Source organism: Brevundimonas sp. (assembly GCF_041688735.1).
Taxonomy (GTDB): domain Bacteria; phylum Pseudomonadota; class Alphaproteobacteria; order Caulobacterales; family Caulobacteraceae; genus Brevundimonas.
In genome coordinates, this window is sequence record NZ_JBDNHO010000099.1 from 1 (window position 1) to 16,701 (window position 16,701).

The 16,701-nt window shown below is 65.2% G+C and carries 16 protein-coding genes; 11 read left to right on the forward strand and 5 right to left on the reverse strand.

Annotation, left to right across the window (positions count from 1 at the left end; translation table 11 throughout):
- The coding region (locus ACESMO_RS10345; RefSeq protein WP_372706167.1) for a transposase at positions 1-120 on the forward strand (120 nt) is incomplete at its 5' end.
- On the opposite strand, the gene ACESMO_RS10350 is transcribed toward ACESMO_RS10345, so the two are convergent.
- The gene (locus ACESMO_RS10350) at positions 121-651 is read right to left on the reverse strand and encodes a hypothetical protein (RefSeq protein ID WP_372708072.1); all 531 of its coding nucleotides are present in this window, start codon (positions 649-651) and stop codon (positions 121-123) included.
- Positions 652-1,023: 372 nt separating this feature from the next.
- The gene (locus tag ACESMO_RS10355; protein WP_372708073.1) at positions 1,024-1,191 is read right to left on the reverse strand and encodes a DUF2256 domain-containing protein; all 168 of its coding nucleotides are present in this window, start codon (positions 1,189-1,191) and stop codon (positions 1,024-1,026) included.
- 50 nt (positions 1,192-1,241) lie between these two features.
- Between ACESMO_RS10355 and ACESMO_RS10360 the strand changes: the two genes are divergently transcribed.
- Genes ACESMO_RS10360 through ACESMO_RS10390 form a run of 7 tightly spaced genes read left to right on the forward strand, consistent with a single transcriptional unit; the run spans position 1,242 to position 8,080 of the window.
- Entirely contained in the window at positions 1,242-1,730 is a 489-nt protein-coding gene (locus ACESMO_RS10360; RefSeq protein ID WP_372708074.1) for a MerR family DNA-binding transcriptional regulator, read from the forward strand.
- 3 nt (positions 1,731-1,733) lie between these two features.
- Entirely contained in the window at positions 1,734-3,518 is a 1,785-nt protein-coding gene (locus ACESMO_RS10365; RefSeq protein ID WP_372708075.1) for an acyl-CoA dehydrogenase C-terminal domain-containing protein, read from the forward strand.
- Positions 3,518-4,165, forward strand: coding sequence for a hypothetical protein (locus ACESMO_RS10370; RefSeq protein WP_372708076.1), 648 nt, complete (start codon positions 3,518-3,520; stop codon positions 4,163-4,165). Before ACESMO_RS10365 ends, ACESMO_RS10370 begins: the two co-directional genes overlap by 1 nt.
- The gene (locus tag ACESMO_RS10375; RefSeq protein WP_372708077.1) at positions 4,162-5,325 is read left to right on the forward strand and encodes an acyl-CoA dehydrogenase family protein; all 1,164 of its coding nucleotides are present in this window, start codon (positions 4,162-4,164) and stop codon (positions 5,323-5,325) included. The genes ACESMO_RS10370 and ACESMO_RS10375 overlap by 4 nt, the downstream gene beginning before the upstream one ends.
- Before the next feature lie 11 nt (positions 5,326-5,336).
- Positions 5,337-5,729, forward strand: a complete 393-nt coding sequence (locus ACESMO_RS10380; RefSeq protein WP_372708078.1) for a hypothetical protein — start codon at positions 5,337-5,339, stop codon at positions 5,727-5,729.
- A 9-nt stretch (positions 5,730-5,738) separates the two neighbouring features.
- On the forward strand, positions 5,739-6,665 hold the full coding sequence (locus ACESMO_RS10385; RefSeq protein WP_372708079.1) for a 16S rRNA (uracil(1498)-N(3))-methyltransferase: 927 nt from the start codon (positions 5,739-5,741) through the stop codon (positions 6,663-6,665).
- Between the two features lie 53 nt (positions 6,666-6,718).
- The gene (locus ACESMO_RS10390) at positions 6,719-8,080 is read left to right on the forward strand and encodes a glutamate--cysteine ligase (protein ID WP_372708080.1); all 1,362 of its coding nucleotides are present in this window, start codon (positions 6,719-6,721) and stop codon (positions 8,078-8,080) included.
- 110 nt (positions 8,081-8,190) lie between these two features.
- Here the strand turns inward: ACESMO_RS10390 and ACESMO_RS10395 are convergent, their stop codons facing one another.
- Complete coding sequence (locus tag ACESMO_RS10395; protein ID WP_372708081.1) at positions 8,191-11,421, reverse strand: efflux RND transporter permease subunit; 3,231 nt, start codon at positions 11,419-11,421, stop codon at positions 8,191-8,193.
- A complete protein-coding gene (locus tag ACESMO_RS10400; protein ID WP_372708082.1) occupies positions 11,418-12,554 on the reverse strand; it encodes an efflux RND transporter periplasmic adaptor subunit in 1,137 nt (378 codons plus the stop codon). The genes ACESMO_RS10395 and ACESMO_RS10400 overlap by 4 nt, the downstream gene beginning before the upstream one ends.
- A gap of 250 nt (positions 12,555-12,804) precedes the next feature.
- On the opposite strand from ACESMO_RS10400, the gene lepA reads away from it, so the two are divergent.
- On the forward strand, positions 12,805-14,613 hold the full coding sequence (lepA, locus tag ACESMO_RS10405) for a translation elongation factor 4 (protein ID WP_372708083.1): 1,809 nt from the start codon (positions 12,805-12,807) through the stop codon (positions 14,611-14,613).
- A gap of 2 nt (positions 14,614-14,615) precedes the next feature.
- The gene (locus ACESMO_RS10410) at positions 14,616-14,951 is read left to right on the forward strand and encodes a hypothetical protein (RefSeq protein WP_372708084.1); all 336 of its coding nucleotides are present in this window, start codon (positions 14,616-14,618) and stop codon (positions 14,949-14,951) included.
- Positions 14,952-15,040: 89 nt separating this feature from the next.
- Here ACESMO_RS10410 and ACESMO_RS10415 read toward each other — a convergent pair whose 3' ends face one another.
- On the reverse strand, positions 15,041-15,898 hold the full coding sequence (locus tag ACESMO_RS10415; protein WP_372708085.1) for a DUF3883 domain-containing protein: 858 nt from the start codon (positions 15,896-15,898) through the stop codon (positions 15,041-15,043).
- A 170-nt stretch (positions 15,899-16,068) separates the two neighbouring features.
- Here ACESMO_RS10415 and ACESMO_RS10420 point away from each other — a divergent pair, with 170 nt between their 5' ends.
- Positions 16,069-16,677, forward strand: coding sequence for a hypothetical protein (locus tag ACESMO_RS10420; RefSeq protein WP_372708086.1), 609 nt, complete (start codon positions 16,069-16,071; stop codon positions 16,675-16,677).
- Positions 16,678-16,701 lie beyond the last annotated feature (24 nt).

The following is a 16,701-nucleotide window of genomic DNA, read 5'->3' on the forward strand; positions in this document are numbered from 1 at the left end:
ATCGAGAACATGTTCGGCAGGCTCAAGGACTGGCGACGCATCCATACCCGCTACGACCGATGCGCACACACCTTCATGTCTGCCATCACTATCGCCGCCACGGTGATCTTCTGGCTATGATCAATGAGTCCTGAGCCTAGCCTCATTGGCTCGCTCCATTGCGGTTTTAACTTGGTTCCCGCAGAGTTTAATCAGTTTCGATTGGCCTCCCGCCAGCACCGAAGTGGCTTCAATCAGCTTGTAAATGTCAAACCAGTTGTCTGCCCGCGCCGCGTAAGTGAGGAGGTCAGAGACATGATCGGACTGTCGGGACAGTTCGAGCCAGTCTTGAGCCGCCGATGGTATGGGCGGTGGCGGCGGAATGACGTTGCCGTGCCTGTCGCGGACTGTGAGGGTTGGCGAGGAAGCGCGGACACGCATCAGCGCGCCATGCGCCTCTATTGAGACGTACATTTTGGGTTCGCCATCGGAGAAATCCGCGACGCTCTTAAGCCGCACCCGTCCGGCCCGCTTACGGATGGCCATGATGCCGTTGATTTCAGAGATCATTGTCAGGGCGGCTGCGCGGACCGTTATGTAATCGGTTGCGTCAGCAAACCGTTGGGAGAACAAGACAAACTCTTCTCGTTCGCGAATGGTCAGCTTTTCCACGACTGGATCAAAGGCGGCGTTCAGCCCCTCGTTCCAGTCCAAAAGGTCAAACTCGTGTCCCCCTAACAGGACGCCCCACCGCTTATCCAAAACAGCTTCTCCACCTTAACGCGCACCAACTGATAACATGGGGACCCTCAAGCCAACGAGAACGCCTCCAATCTGGCGGTCATCGCCCCCTTGGCCGTCCCGTCGTCCAGCATCCTGGCATTCGAAACCTCGGTTTGCCGACATCGAAGAAATGCACTGGGCTGTCGGCGACAGCGTGCCTGAGAGCAGCCTCACCAAATGTTCGCAGTGGGTCGAGACCTGACATTGCCATCGCGCCAGGATGCGGACCTCCAACGGACTCCCGCCGCCGCCACCAACCCCTCACGACCCGGACCCGACGCCCCGGCAACGGTCCGAGCAGAATTTCACACTCTCCCAGTCCCGCGCCCATTTCTTGCGCCATGAGAAGGGTCGGCCGCAGGCGACACACGTCTTCTGCGGCAGGTCGCTCTTGGCCGTTCCGGCGGCGTTGACGTGCTTGCGCGGCATGGCGGGACACAAAGCTTCCCTTTACGTGCGCGTCAAGTTATGACTTCGGCATGGCGACCGCCGATGACCATCGCACCTATTCGATCCGCCAGCTGTGCCGCGAGTTCGGGGCGACGGCGCGGGCGCTGCGCTTCTATGAGGACAAGGGTCTGCTGACCCCGGCCCGCAAGGGCCAGACGCGGGTCTACGACGCCCGCGACCGGGCGCGGCTCAAGCTGATCCTGCGGGGCCGCCGCATCGGCTTCTCCCTGCAGGAGATCCAGGACATGCTGGATCTGTACGACCGCAAGGATCACAACGCGCACCAGATGTCGGTCGCCCTGCGCCGCCACCGCGCCCAGATCGCGGCCCTGCGCCGGCAACTCGAAGACATCGAGGGCGCCATCCAGACGGCCGAGGACGCCTGTCAGTGGATGGAGGAGAAGCTGGGCGAACACCGTCCCGACCTCCTGCCCGGCGCCGAGGAATACGCCAGCCTGCTCAAGGCGCGTCTGAACCCCGACCATCACGTCATCCAGCCCTTCAAAGCGAGAGCGTAGTCCATGGCTTACAAGGCCCCCGTCCGAGACCTGACGTTTGTGCTGAACGAGGTGCTGGAGATCGACCGCTACGCCAACCAGCCCGGCTTCGCCGACGTCTCGTCCGATCTGGTCGCCCAGATCCTTGAGGAGGGCGCCAAATTCGCCGAAGAGGTCATCGCCCCGCTGAATCGCATCGGCGATCAGGAAGGCTGCAAATGGGTCGACGGCAAGGTCACCGGCCCGACCGGCTGGAAGGAAGCCTATCAGGCCATGGTCGCCGCCGGCTGGCCCGCGCTTTCGGCCCTGCCAGAGCACGGCGGACAGGGCATGCCCTCGGTCGTGGCCATGGCCTTTGGCCAGATGACCGCCGCCGCCAGCGCCGCCTTCTCGATGTATCCGGGTCTGACGGCGGGGGCCTACTGGGGGCTGAACGCCAACGGCTCGGACGAACAGAAGGCCATGTATCTGCCCAGGATGGCGACCGGCGAATGGGGCGGCACCATGAACCTGACCGAGCCGCAGTGCGGCACGGACCTGGGCCTGATCCGCACCAAGGCGGTCCCGAACGGCGACGGCAGCTACAACATCACCGGCCAGAAGATCTGGATCAGCTCGGGCGAGCACGACTTCACCGACAACATCATCCATCTGGTGCTGGCCCGGATCGAGGGTGCGCCGGAGGGGATCAAGGGCATCAGCCTGTTCGTCGTGCCCAAGGTCTTCGTGAATGACGACGGCTCGCTGGGCGAACGCAACGAAGGCGCGGCCTGCGCCGGCCTCGAGCACAAGATGGGCATCCACGGCAATTCGACCTGCGTCATGGCCTATGACGACGCCAAGGGCTGGCTGGTGGGGACCGAGAACAAGGGCATGGCCGCCATGTTCGTGATGATGAACGAGGCGCGGCTCGGCACCGGTCTGCAGGGCCTGTCGATCGGCACCGCCGCCTATCAGGCCGCCGCGGAGTTCGCCAAGGACCGCCTGCAGGGCCGCAGCCTGACGGGACCGAAGAACCCCGAACTGGCCGCCGATCCGATCCTCGTCCACCCCGACGTGCGCCGCATGCTGCTGGAGGCCAAGGCGTTTGTCGAAGGTGGGCAGGCCTTCACCCTTTGGACCGCGCTCCAGGCCGACCTTCAACGCTCGAACGACGAGGCCGAAGCGCAGAAGGCCCATGACTATATGGGTCTGATCACCCCGGTGCTGAAGGCCTATCTGACCGACAAGGGCTTCCACGTCGCGTCGCTGGCCATGCAGGTGCACGGCGGCTCGGGCTACACCGAACATTTCCCGGCGTCGCAGTATCTGCGCGATGCGCGGATCACCATGATCTATGAGGGTGCCAACGGCATCCAGGCCCTGGACCTGGTGGGGCGCAAGCTGCCGTCGAACGGTGGTCGCGCCATCATGAGCTGGTTCGCCGACATTGATGCCTTTGTCGCCGAGAACGGCGGCGATACCCCGATCAAACCCTTCGTCGACGGCCTGACCGACGCCAAGAAGAAGCTGCAGGAGGGCACCATGTGGCTGATGCAGAACGGCATGCAGAACCCTGACAATGCCGGTGCCGCGTCGACCGACTATCTGCACATCTTCGGCCTGACGGCCCTGGCCTATATGTGGGCCCAGATGGCCAAGGCGGCGCAGGCCAGGGTGGACGAGGGCACGACCGATCCCTTCTACGCCAACAAGCTGATGACCGGCCGCTACTTCGTCGAACGCATCCTGCCCGACGCGGGCGCACACCTCATCAAGATGAAGACGGGCGCCGAAGTGCTGATGCAGATGCCGGCGGAAGCGTTTTAGTGGCCGAAAAACTTGCCACCGAAGCAGGGCAGAAACTGTTCGAGGCAACCAAGGCTAAATGGACGTCGCTGAAAGGGCGAATAGCGACCCACTCTTTGGGATATTTTCCGCTGTACGGGCCTCCGATCGAGAACCCGTCCCTGCTGATCGTTTCCGATCAGCCCGGCGCTGGTGCGCACGTCACTGCAGATCAGTTGACGCCTGATAGTTGGCCGGATGCTCTTTCGTACATCGACTCCGCAGGGCGGTTCGCGGGGGTTCTCAAGCAGATAGTCGAGCCAGACATTCTCAAGCGGTCTGTGGCAACCGCTGCGATCGTTTTTCGCGCAAAATCGTTGGAACAATGGAAGCGCGCTGGCGATGCATCCGTCATCCGGGACGCCGAAGAATTCTCTGCTGATCAGGTGAGACGGTTGGCGCTGGCGCTTCGACCTCGGATGATCTTAACATCGGGCGGCAAGAGCAAAGCCGTGTTCCTCGATGCGAGCGCCTTTTCGGGTGTCGATTATGTTCAGGGGAGTTGGCGAAACATCCCAATTCTCGCCTGCAAACACCTTTCGGGCCAACATAACCATTCGATCAGGCAGCCTGCTGTCATTGCGACACTCAAGACAATCGTTGATCGCAGCACCGGAGAGCCCAATTGAACGTCCTCAACGTCCCCGAACCCGCCTTCATGCAGCAAGAGGAGATCACCCTCTTCTCCGACAGCGTCGGCAAATGGATCGACGAACACGCGGCCCCCGAGGCGGTGCAGTCCTGGCTGGCCAACTCATCCGTGCCGCGCAGCCTGTGGAACGACGCCGGCGAGGCGGGCCTGCTGGGATTGTCCATGCCCGAGGAAGACGGCGGCATGGGCGGCGACTATCGGCACGAGGTCGTGCTGATGCGCCAGCTCGGCTGGAAGGGCGCGGACCATTTCGGCATCTCGCTGCACAATGCGATCGTCATGCCCTACATCTGGCACTACGGCACGCCCGAGCAGAAGGCGCGCTGGCTGCCGCGGCTGCAGTCGGGCGAACTGGTCAGCGCCATCGCCATGACCGAGCCGGGCGCCGGCTCGGACCTGCAAGGCATCAAGACCACCGCCATCAAACAGGGCAACCAGTATGTGGTGAACGGGTCCAAGACCTTCATCACCAACGGCCAGCTGGCCAATTTCATCATCGTCGTGGCCAAGACCGACCCCAGCGAAGGTGCCAAGGGCACCTCGCTGATCATCGTCGAAACCGACGGCGCGGAAGGCTTCGAGCGCGGCCGCAACCTGCACAAGATCGGCATGGAGGGGAATGACACCTCCGAACTGTTCTTCAACGACGTGAAAGTCCCCGGCGAGAACATCATCGGCGGCGGCGAGGGTCAGGGCTTCGTCCAGCTGATGCAGCAGCTGCCGCAGGAACGGCTCAACATCGCCGTCCAGGGCGTGGCCGCGGCCGAGCGCGGGCTTCAGGAGACGCTCGCCTACGTCAAGGAGCGCAAGGCCTTCGGCAAGCGGGTCATCGACTTCCAGAACACCCAGTTCAAACTGGCCGAGGTGAAGACCAAGCTGACCGTGGCCAAGGTGTTCGTCGACCACTGCATGGGCCTGCTGCTGAAGGGGCAGCTCGACGCCGTCACGGCCTCGATGGCCAAATACTGGGTCACCGACATCCAGGGCGAGGTCATCGACGAGATGCTGCAGTTGCACGGCGGCTACGGCTATATGAACGAATACCCGATCGCCCAGCTCTACAAGGACGCCCGCGTCCAGCGCATCTACGGCGGCACCAACGAGATCATGAAGCTGCTGATCGCGCGCACGCTTTAGGAGACTCCGCCGTGCGCAAGACAGCCAACCAACGACTGGCGGAACGCGAGGCGCGGGCCCGCTCCGAACTGCTCGACAGCCTGTTCGATGCGTGGATCGGAGGCGCTGACAATGCCGCCACCCTGGCCCGCCTCGGTGCTGTCGACGCGCGGGACGCGACGGCGGTCGCGCAGGCCCTGCGCGTCGACATCCTGCCGGCCTTCGCCGAAGTGACCCGCGAAACCCGGACCCGCATCCGCGCGGCCATGACCGTTCTGGCCCATGGCGACGGCGAGGAGTTCCGGGCCTACTGGCTTGATCTGCGCGCGCCGTTCGGCCGCGTGGAGGCGGACGCCGACGCCATCTTCCCGGTGGTCGCGCGATTGCTCGGCGTCAGACTCCCCGAGACGCCGACCAATGGATAGGGTCCAGCGATGATCCGCCTCCACGTCCCCACCCCGCTCGCCCCCGACGCCGCCGTCGCCCCGACGCCGGACCAAGCGCGTTACCTGACCCAGGTCATGCGGCTGAAGATCGGCGAGAGCCTGCTGGTCTTCAACGGCCGCGACGGCGAATGGCGTTGCGTCATCACCGAGGTGCTGAAGAAGGGTCTGGTGCTGCGGGTGGAGGAACAGGTGCGGCCCCAATCGGTCGGCCCCGACCTCGAACTGCTGATCAGCGTGGTCAAGAAGAGCGCGCTCGAATTCGCCGTCGAAAAGGCCGTCGAACTGGGCGTGCGCCGCATTCGCCTGATCGTCACCCACCGCACCCAGACCCAGCATGTCCGGATGGACCGTCTCGACGCCATCGCCATCGAGGCCGCCGAACAGACCGGCCGGGTCGACGTGCCCCTGATCGACGAGCCGGTGAAACTGGCCGATCTGCTGGACGGCTGGCAAACCGGCCGCCTGCTGATGTTCTGCGACGAGACCGGCGGCGCGCCGGCGATGGCCGCGCTCAATCCTCCCCCGTCGGGGGAGGGGGACCATCCGAAGGATGGTGGAGGGGGCAAGCCCCGAACGCCGGCGTCTGGATCATCCCCCTCCACTGCGGAGCCTGTCCTCGGGCTCGCCGAGGGCGAGACCCCGGGGCGGGCCCCCTCCCACGACGGGGGAGGAATGGCAGACTCCTGGGCCGTCCTGATCGGCCCCGAAGGCGGCTTCTCGCCGGAGGAGCGGGATTGCCTGCGCGCACTGCCCTTCACCACCGCCGTCTCCCTCGGCCCGCGCATCCTGCGGGCCGACACCGCCGCCATCGCCGCCCTGACTCTGTGGCAGGCCGCGATCGGCGATTGGGAACGCCCTCCCTCAGGCCACGACGCGCCGCGCGCGGAGCGACAGGGAAAACAATCTCCCCCTTGAGCAACCGTGACTTCCCGCCCATCTAGCCGCGACAAGAGGGGTTACAGATCCGCATGGCCGACGCCGAACCGCTTTCCCGGGAAGACCTGATCGGCGCCATGTCCAGGGGGGCCAAGCCCAAGGGCGAATGGCGCATCGGCGCCGAGCACGAGAAATTCGGCTTCGATCGCACCACCCTGCGCCGCCCGACCTATGACGGGGAGAGCGGTATCCTGGCCATGCTGACCGGCCTGCAGCGGTTCGGCTGGTCTCCGGTCGAGGAGGCCGGCCACATCATCGCCCTTGAGCGCCGGAACACCGACGGCATGACCGCCTCCATCTCGCTGGAGCCGGGCGGCCAGTTCGAACTGTCGGGCGCGCCGCTGAAGGACGTCCACGACATCTGCGACGAGACCGGCCGCCATCTGATGGAGGTCAAACAGGTCGCCGACCAGATCAACCTCGGCTTCATAGGCGCCGGTTTCGACCCGATGTGGCGGCGCGAGGACGTGCCCGTCATGCCCAAGGGCCGCTATTCCATCATGCGGGCCTATATGCCCAAGAAGGGCGCGCTGGGCCTCGACATGATGCTGCGCACCTGCACCATCCAGTCGAACCTGGACTTCGAGTCCGAGGCCGACATGGTCGCCAAATTCCGCACCTCGCTGGCGTTGCAGCCGATCGCCACCGCCCTGTTCGCCTGTTCGCCTTTCATCGAAGGCAGGCCCAGCGGCTTCCTGTCGGCGCGGGCCAATGTCTGGACCGACACCGATCCCGACCGCACCGGCATGCTGGATTTCGTTTTTCAGGACGGCTTCGGCTTCGAGCGCTACGCCGACTACGCCCTCGATGTACCGATGTATTTCGCCAAGCGCGGCGAGACCTATGTCGACCTGTCGGGCCAGTCGTTCCGCGGCTTCATGACCGACGGTCTGCCCGCCCTGCCCGGTGAGCGCGCGACGTTGAAGGACTGGAACGACCACCTGACGACGCTCTTCCCCGAGGTGCGGCTGAAGTCCTATCTGGAGATGCGCGGCGCCGACGGTGGGCCGTGGAGCCGAATCTGCGCGCTGCAGGCCCTGTGGGCCGGCGTGCTGTACGACGGCGGCGCGCTGGCCGCCGCCTGGGACCTGGTCAAGCACTGGGACATCGCCGACCACGAACGCCTGCGCCGCGACGTGACCCGGCTGGGCCTCAAGGCCGAGGTCGCCGGTCGCAGCGTGCGCGAGATCGCCGTGGACATGGTGGCCATCGCCAAACAGGGCCTGAAGAGCCGCGCCCGCTTCTCGGGCGGCATGGTCGACGAGCGTGGCTATCTGTCGGAACTGGAAGACATCGCCGACAACGGCATCACCCCCGCCGACCGGCTGCTGGAGCTGTATCACGGCGAGTGGCAGGGCGATGTCAGCCGCATCTATCGCGACTTCGCCTACTGATCAGGTCGGTTTGGACCAGCGGGGCCGGGCCGCGTCGGCCTCGGCCATGGCACGCATCCCGCAGAGGGCGTCGACAACCGGCAGTATCTCGCAGGCTGGCGAACCGTTCCCTATTCCGCGGGATGCTCCACCGGGTCTGCGTCGCGCTGGTTCCGGAAGGCCCGGCCTATCACCCAGCGGACCCAGCCCTTGATCGTGTCCATCATGTTGAAGACGACCGGGATGAAGACCAGCGAGATCGCCGTCGAGGTGATCAGGCCGCCGATGACCGCAATGGCCATGGGTGACCGGAAGGCCGTGCCCTCGCCCAGCGCCAGGGCGATCGGCAGCATGCCCAGCACCATGGCCATGGTGGTCATGATGATCGGTCGCGCCCGTTTGTGGGCGGCGTCGATCAGGGCGTCGCGGCGACTGTCGCCCCGTTCCAGGGCGATGATGGCGTAGTCGACCAGCAGGATAGAGTTCTTCGCCGCGATCCCCATCAGCATGATGATGCCGATCAGGGCCGGCATGGACAGCGACTTGCCGGTCAGCAGCAGCGCCAGAAAGGCCCCGCCGAACGAGACCGGCAGGGCGAACAGGATCGTCAAGGGGTGGATGAAGCTCTTGAACAGCAGAACCAGCACCATATACATCAGCAGGATGCCGGTGATGATGGCGAAGGCGAAGCCTTGACCCAGTTCCTGGAAGCTCTCGGCGTCGCCCGACGGCTGTTGCATGACGCCTTCGGGCAGGTTGGTCATCGCGGGCAGGGCGTTCACCGCTATGGTCATCTCGCCCAGGGTCGTGCCCGCCAATTCGCCGGTGATGTTGGCCACGCGGCGGCGGCTCAGACGCTCGATCTGGTTGGGACCGGCCCCGAAGCTGATGTCAGCCACCGACGACAGGGGTACCGAGCCGCCCGTCGCGGTCGGCACCTTCAGGTTCTCGAGCACGCCCAGAGATGTGCGCGAATCCTCGGTCAGCATGACGCGGATCGGGATCTGTCGATCGCCCAGGTTGAACTTGGGCAACAGCTGGTCGGCGTCGCCCAGGGTGGCCACACGAGCCACCTGGCTGATGTCCTGCGAAGACACGCCTTGCAGGGCGGCGATGTCCGGCTTGGGCGTGATCAGGATTTCGGGCCGCGCCAGAGCCGAGGACGAGGCCACGTTCGAAAGGCCCGGCATCTCGCGCATCTCGCGTTCCAGAGCCGCCGCCGCGGGGTCCAGCACCGCCGGATCGTCGCCGACTAGCGAGACGGTCATCAGGCCGCTGCCGCCGCCGCCCGCGCCGAACTGGATGCGCGCCCCGGGCACGGTCCGCAGGGATGGGCTGACGTCGCGCTCGAACTCCTGTTGCGTCAGCTTGCGATCCCAGCGGCTGACCAGATTGATGGTCAAGTCGGCCTTGCGGACCTCGCCCGCGCCGCCGCCGCCGCCGCCGGGCCCGAAGCTGACGGTTGCCGAGCCGATGGATGAGAAGACCGATTCCACCTCCGGCCGCGCCCTCAGGATTGCGGTGATCTGGCCGACGGTCTCGTCGGTCTGTTCCAGCGTCGTTCCGGGCGGCAGCTGGACCGTGACGGTCGAGCGGGAGGCGTCCTCGATCGGGATGAAGTCGCCCGGAAGCTTGCTGGCCAGGAAGATCGAGAAGAAGAAGAACAGGGTGCAGAACGCCATCACCGCCAGGCCGTGCGGGATGCTCAGTGCGCCCAGCCATGTCCGGAAGGCGGCCGGAGCGCCCCGGCGGCTGAACACGCGGTCGGCGGTGCCGACGGCCTTGTCGCGCAGGCGCTGCGGCGCTGGGGTGTTATCCAGGCACCAGCCCAGCAGGCGCAGATAGGGCTTCATCCAGAACGGATCGACGTGCTCCTTGCCCTGATCACGCTTGAGCAGATAGGCGCCCATCAAGGGCGTCAGTGTTCGCGCCACCAGCAGGGAGAACAGCACGCTGACGCAAGTGGCGATGGCGAAGCTCTTGAAGAACTGGCCGACCACGCCCGGCATGAATCCCGTCGGCGCGAACACCGCCACCAGGGTCGCTGTGGTCGCCATGACGGCAAGGCCGATCTCGTCCGCGGCCTCGATGGCGGCGGGGTAGGGGGCCTTCCCGTCGCGGATGTGCCGGACGATGTTCTCGATCTCGACGATGGCGTCATCGACCAGAATACCGATCGTCAGCGACAGGGCCAGCAAGGTCACGACGTTCAGCGACTGGTTGGTGATATCCATGACCCAAAAGGTCGGTATCAGTGACAGCGGCATGGCGAGGGCCGCGATCAGGGTCGCCCGCCAGTCTCGCAGGAAGAGGAACACCACGGCGATGGCCAGAGCCGCGCCGAGCAGCAGGGCCTCCACCGAGGCGTGGAAATTGTTGATGACGTCCGAGGTCGTGTTGGCGACCTGTTCGATGGTGACGTCGGCGCGCTCGGCGTCGAGCTTTTCGATGGCCTTGATCGAACTTTTGTAGACATCGACCTCGCTGGACCCAATGGAGCGGACGATGCCGAAGCCGACCACTTCCTGGCCGTTGAAGCGGGCGCGGCCACGCTGTTCCGACCACTCATCGACCACCTCGCCCAGATTGCCGAGGCGCACGGTACGCGTCCCGACGGGGATGAGAGTCTCGCGTAGCGCCTCGAGCGACTGAGCCGAACCCACTGTGCGGATGGCCTGTTCCTCGCCGCCGATCTCGCCCCTGCCGCCGGGCAGGTTAACGTTGGAGGCGCGCAGTTGCTGCGACACGGCGGCCGCAGTGACGCCGGCGGCTTCGAGGCGCGCGGGATCCAGTTTGATGCGGATCTCGCGGTTGACGCCGCCATCGCGCTGGATCTGGCTGACTCCCCTGACCGACAGCAGGCGTTTGGCCACGGTGTTGTCGACGAACCAGCTCAGCTCCTCGGGACTCATCGCCGGGGCCCGCACCACATAGTTGGCGATGGGGATGCCGGCGAATTCGATACGCTGGATGATGGGTTCCTGGACGTCGGCGGGAAGATCCTGGCGGATGCCCGAGACGGCGTTGCGGACGTCGTTGGTCACCTTCTCGAGGTTCACGCCCAGCTGGAATTCGACCGAGGTGGTCGAGACCGAGTCATTGACCACGGACCGGATGTTCTTGACCTGGCCGAGGCCCGCGACGGAGTCCTCCACCAGACGGGTGACCTGCGTCTCCAGTTCGGTCGGTGCCGCGCCGGGCTGAACCACCGAGATGGCTACGATGGGCAGGTCAACGTCAGGGTAGTTATTGGTCCGCAGGTTGAAATAGCTGCTGATCCCGGCGACCGTCAGGACAATGAACAGCAGGATGACCGGGATCGGATTCCGGATCGACCACGAAGAGATGTTGTTGAAATTCATCGCTCGGCCGCCTTGGTCGGGGCGGCGGCGGCGGCCGGCGTCGCGGCGCGCGGCGGGCTGACGCTGACGAGGTCGCCCTCGCCGAGGAAGCCCGCGCCTTGCACGACCACGCGCTGTCCGGCCTGCAGGCCGCTGGTGACGGCCGCGAGGCCGCCGGTCCGGGCGCCGGTCTTGATCTCGGTAAAGCGCACGGCGCCGTTGCCGCCGATCACATAGACCCCGGCCTTGCCCTGTCGGAAGACGATCGCATCGGACGGAATGGTCAGCGCCGGCTGGGCGCCGACGTCGATGTTGGCGCGGGCGAACATGCCCGGGCGCAGGCCGCTGCCGTTCGAGAGCGAGACGCGCGCAATGCCGAGACGGCTCTGGGCGTCGACCTCGGAGGTGACGATGCGGACGACGCCGGTCGTCTCGCCGCCCTGATCGGACACGATGATCGCCGGCATGCCGGAGCGGACCAGCGCCAACTCGGTCTCGGGCACCTGGGCGTCCAGTTCGAGGCGACCGTCGCGCACCATGCGGAACAGTTCGGCACCCGGCTGAACGATCTGGCCGCGCGTGACGCTGCGGCTGAGGATCTGACCCGACACCGGCGCGCGGATGGTGGCCTGATTCAGCTGGGTCTGCATCTGCGACAGGCTGGCGCGCGCCGAGGCCAGGCCGGCCGCGGAGGCGCGCTGGTTGGCCAGGGCCGTGTCCAGCGAGGCCTGGCTGAGGAAGCCCCGCTCGCGCAGTTCACGCGCGCGGCCCAGAGCCGCATCGTCGCGGGCCACATTGGCGTCGGCGCTCTGCACCGCCGCCTGCTGCTGGCGCAGGCCGGCGCGCAGCAGGGCGTCGTTCAGCTGTACCAGCGGCTGGCCCTGACGGACGTACTGGCCTTCGTCGACGAACACGCCGGTGGCGACCAGGCCGCCGGTCTCGGCCCCCACGGGCACTTCTTCCCAGGCCGAGACGCTGCCCGAGGCGGTCACGATGCGCGGCAGGACCGTGGCCGTCACCGTCGCGGCGGTCACCGTCTGACGCGACTTCGGCGCCGCATCCTTTTCCTCGGCGTCGCCCGAGCCGCAGGCGGCCAGTACCAGCGTCGCCGCCACGATCAATCCCGCCCGCACGGCCCGTCCGAAGTTCGCCACGTCGTATTTCCCCTGCGTGGCATCGCGGAGGGAGCCGCGCGCCAGTCATGAAGCGTCCGCTGGGGACGCCGGTTGGTCGGCGGCCCTTACCGCCTCCCGGAACATTTCTCAAACCCGCGGGTCCAGTATTGCCTCGATGTAATGCGGGCCCCTGACAGGGACCAGTAGCGAGGCGGAAACTCTTTGCCGCGGAACAGGATGCGGGTTGCGCATCGCATCCGGCGTCAAAATGCTCTATGCGCGCCAAACCATGACGACCCCTCCCATAGATCGCATCCGAAATTTCAGTGTGGTAGCCCACATTGACCACGGCAAATCCACGCTTTCCGACCGGCTGATTCAGTTCACCGGCGGCCTGACCGCGCGGGAAATGTCGGCTCAGGTGCTTGATTCGATGGATATCGAGAAAGAGCGCGGGATCACCATCAAGGCGCAGACCGTGCGCCTGAATTACACGGCGAAGGACGGGCTGGATTACGTCCTCAATCTGATGGATACGCCGGGGCACGTCGACTTCGCCTATGAGGTGTCGCGCTCATTGGCCGCATGCGAGGGATCGCTGCTGGTGGTCGATGCGTCGCAGGGGGTCGAGGCCCAGACCCTGGCCAATGTCTATCAGGCCATCGACAACGACCACGAAATCGTCCCCGTCCTCAACAAGATCGACCTGCCCGCCGCCGAGCCCGAGCGGGTGCGTCAGCAGATCGAGGACGTCATCGGCCTCGACGCCTCCGACGCCGTGCTGTGCAGCGCCAAATCGGGCATCGGTATCGAGGAGGTCCTGGAGGCCGTCGTCACCCGCCTGCCGGCACCGAAGGGCGATCCGAATGCGCCGCTCAAGGCCCTGCTGGTTGACGCCTGGTACGACCCCTACCTCGGCGTCGTCGTGCTGGTCCGCGTCTTCGACGGCACGCTGAAGGCCGGCCAGCGGGTCAAGATGATGCAGCACGGCTCGACCCATCTGGTCGACCGCGTCGGCGTCTTCCTGCCGAAGAACACCCCGGTCGACCAGCTCGGCCCCGGCGAGATCGGCTTCTTCACCGCCCAGATCAAGGAAGTCGCCGACGCCGCCGTCGGTGACACCATCACCGACGAAAAGAAGCCCACCGCCGAGGCGCTCAAAGGCTTCAAGGACGTGCAGTCGGTGGTCTTCTGCGGCCTGTTCCCGGTCGACGCCGCCGATTTCGAGGACCTGCGCGCCGCCATCGGCCGCCTGCGCCTCAACGACGCCTCCTTCACCTTCGAGATGGAGTCCAGCGCCGCCCTCGGCTTCGGCTTCCGCTGCGGCTTCCTCGGCCTGCTGCACCTCGAGATCATCCAGGAACGCCTCAGTCGCGAGTTCAATCTCGACCTGATCGCGACCGCCCCGTCGGTGGTCTACAGGATCGCCCTGCGCGACGGCTCCGAGATCGAGCTGCACAATCCGGCCGACCTGCCCGACGTGATGCAGATCATGGAAATCTCGGAGCCGTGGATCAAGGCGACCATCCTGACCCCCGACGACTACCTCGGCGGCGTCATCAAACTGTGCCAGGACCGCCGCGGTTCACAGGTCGAACTGTCCTACGTCGGCTCGCGCGCCCTCGTCGTCTACGAACTGCCGCTGAACGAGGTGGTGTTCGACTTCTACGACCGCCTCAAATCCATCTCCAAGGGCTATGCCTCGTTCGACTATGAGCTGTCGGACTACAAGATCGGCGATCTGGTCAAGATGAACATCCTGGTCAATGCCGAGCCGGTCGACGCCCTGTCGATGCTGGTCCACCGCGGCCGGGCTGAGATGCGCGGACGCTCCATGGTCGAGAAGATGAAGGCGCTGATCCCGCCCCATCTGTTCGTCATCCCGATCCAGGCGGCCATCGGCGGCAAGATCATCGCCCGCGAGACCGTCCGCGCCCTGCGCAAGGACGTGACGAGCAAATGCTACGGCGGCGACGCCACCCGCAAGAAGAAGCTGCTGGAGAAGCAGAAGGCCGGCAAGAAACGCATGCGCCAGTTCGGCAAGGTCGAGATCCCGCAGGAGGCCTTCATCGCGGCGCTGAAGATGGATGACGATTGACCATGGCCGAACCCGACCCCGCCGCCGGGCGCGTCCCGAGCCAGGTCGCCATGCCCGTCGAAACCCCGGCTGGTCTGGTCGAGGGTCTGACCCGCGCCCTGTCGGCCGACCCGGGGGTCAAGGCCGCATGGCTGGCCTTCGCGCGCTGGAACGACGGCGACGACGGCTTTCTGCTCGACGTGCGCGGCGACGCCGCCGAGGTGGTCATCCCCGTCCTGATGCAGCGCGCGCTGGAGGGCGTCGAACTGGACGCCCGTCTGGACGTCATCCTCGGCACCCCGGACAAAGTGTCCGCCGACGCGCCGGGCGCCGGGCTGGAGCTGGTGAAGGCGCGGTAGGGGGGGGGCGGCGTAATCCCCGCAACCCATGTTCAGATGCGCTCAAAGCTCTGCAAGCAAGTTGGCTAAATTTCAGCGAGTTCGCGAAATCACCCGAACCCCGCTCGCCACGTCTCGGTTTCCAGAACCACACTCGTACCGAGTGGCGGCCGCAGTTTGAAAATGCGTGGGGTCTTCGCGAAGTCGTACAGTCTGTAGAGGCGGAAATCCGCTTGCTCGCGGGAGACGCGCTCTTCGTTGCGAGTTAAGAAGAAGGGCGTTGTCGGTCCGCCGGTGGTTGTCTTGACCTCAATCAGGCGCTTCTCGCCGGTCAGTGAGCAGGACTCGATGTCATAGCCGTGGCCGTCGCCTTCTAAGTCGGCGACCCATCTCACCCTATCCACAAGCTCTTTGCTGCCCCCATCATGCAAACGGCGTTTCTCGAACTCGACAACGAATTCCTCGCCTGCCCGGCCGAGTTGCCGATTTCGAAAATCGCGAGCGACGGGATCGAATTTGCGGACCAAAGCCTGCATCCGCTTGCGCGGTGGCAAGCCCTCACTGGAACGGATAGGCGGTGGTGCCGAGAACAGAGGCGGTGTCTCCGAGGCCACAGTCGGCTTGACGGGTTCCTGAATGAAGAGGTCCGGTTTATCCGAGAGGTAGCGGTCGATGGCGTCGATCAGCGAGTCTTGGATGTTCGGGTAGGGCTTGTATCCCTCGATCGTGGGAAGCCCGATCCGCTTGAGCGCTTCAGACACGTTCATATGTTTGTATTCGATAGACCCCCGTTTGCGACCGGTCAGGGCTTGAAGCGCGCGGTTGCGTTCCGCCTTGTTGACGGTGCGGCCCGCTAGTTCGTTCTGCAGAATGTCGAAGTACTCGGCAACGATCAGGTCCTGCTCCGCGTCCGACCAGTCCGTGCCATCGATCTCTGGGCTGTCTGACATGAGCCGACGATGGCGCATAATCGTCATTCCCGCCAGCGAACATAGCCGACCTTCTAAAAACAACCTAGCCTGGTATGTGTAGATTGATTAAGGTTGCGACTCGCCGCCGCCTCAGGGCGGCCGAGGAGCCGTTCTGTGGATACGACTAATGAAACTTCGTCCCGAATAATCGCGGGCGAGCCTCGGGCATGAGGGTTCTCGTCGCCTGCGAATACAGCGGCACGGTCCGCAACGCCTTCCTCGACCTCGGTCACGACGCTTGGTCTTGCGATCTGCTGCCGAGCGAAGACGGATCAAACCGCCACATCATCGGCAATGCCCGCGATTTGCTGAACGATGGCTGGGACCTGTTGATGGTCGCTCACCCGCCCTGCACTCGATTGTGCAACTCCGGCGTCCGTTGGCTGACCGTCCCGCCGCGGGGAAAAACCATTGAGCAGATGTGGGCGGAGCTCGACGAAGGTGCCGCGCTGTTTTCCGACTTCTGGAACGCGCCCATCGATCGGATCGCCATCGAGAATCCGGTGATGCACAAGCACGCCAAATCCCGCATCGTGAATTTCGAGGACTTCGCTCAGAGCATCCAGCCATGGCAGTTTGGTCATGGCGAGACCAAGCGAACCTGCCTGTGGTTGAAGAAGCTGCCGACCCTGATCCCAACCGAGATCGTCAGCGGCCGTGCGCCTCGGGTTCATCACATGCCGCCCTCGCCGGATCGCTGGAAGGAGCGGTCGCGGTTCTTTCCGGGAATCGCGAAGGCGATGGCGGAACAGTGGAGTGCGGTAGGAGAGGCGTAGATGGATATGCCCGCCGATCTAGGC

Bases quoted from the DNA above. Each gene is read 5' to 3' on its own strand.
- ACESMO_RS10355 (WP_372708073.1), bottom strand. From the start codon at position 1,191: ATGCCGCGCAAGCACGTCAACGCCGCCGGAACGGCCAAGAGCGACCTG.
- ACESMO_RS10360 (WP_372708074.1), top strand. From the start codon at position 1,242: ATGGCGACCGCCGATGACCATCGCACCTATTCGATCCGCCAGCTGTGC.
- ACESMO_RS10365 (WP_372708075.1), top strand. From the start codon at position 1,734: ATGGCTTACAAGGCCCCCGTCCGAGACCTGACGTTTGTGCTGAACGAG.
- ACESMO_RS10385 (WP_372708079.1), top strand. From the start codon at position 5,739: ATGATCCGCCTCCACGTCCCCACCCCGCTCGCCCCCGACGCCGCCGTC.
- ACESMO_RS10390 (WP_372708080.1), top strand. From the start codon at position 6,719: ATGGCCGACGCCGAACCGCTTTCCCGGGAAGACCTGATCGGCGCCATG.
- ACESMO_RS10395 (WP_372708081.1), bottom strand. From the start codon at position 11,421: ATGAATTTCAACAACATCTCTTCGTGGTCGATCCGGAATCCGATCCCG.
- lepA (WP_372708083.1), top strand. From the start codon at position 12,805: ATGACGACCCCTCCCATAGATCGCATCCGAAATTTCAGTGTGGTAGCC.
- ACESMO_RS10410 (WP_372708084.1), top strand. From the start codon at position 14,616: ATGGCCGAACCCGACCCCGCCGCCGGGCGCGTCCCGAGCCAGGTCGCC.
- ACESMO_RS10415 (WP_372708085.1), bottom strand. From the start codon at position 15,898: ATGCGCCATCGTCGGCTCATGTCAGACAGCCCAGAGATCGATGGCACG.
- ACESMO_RS10420 (WP_372708086.1), top strand. From the start codon at position 16,069: ATGAGGGTTCTCGTCGCCTGCGAATACAGCGGCACGGTCCGCAACGCC.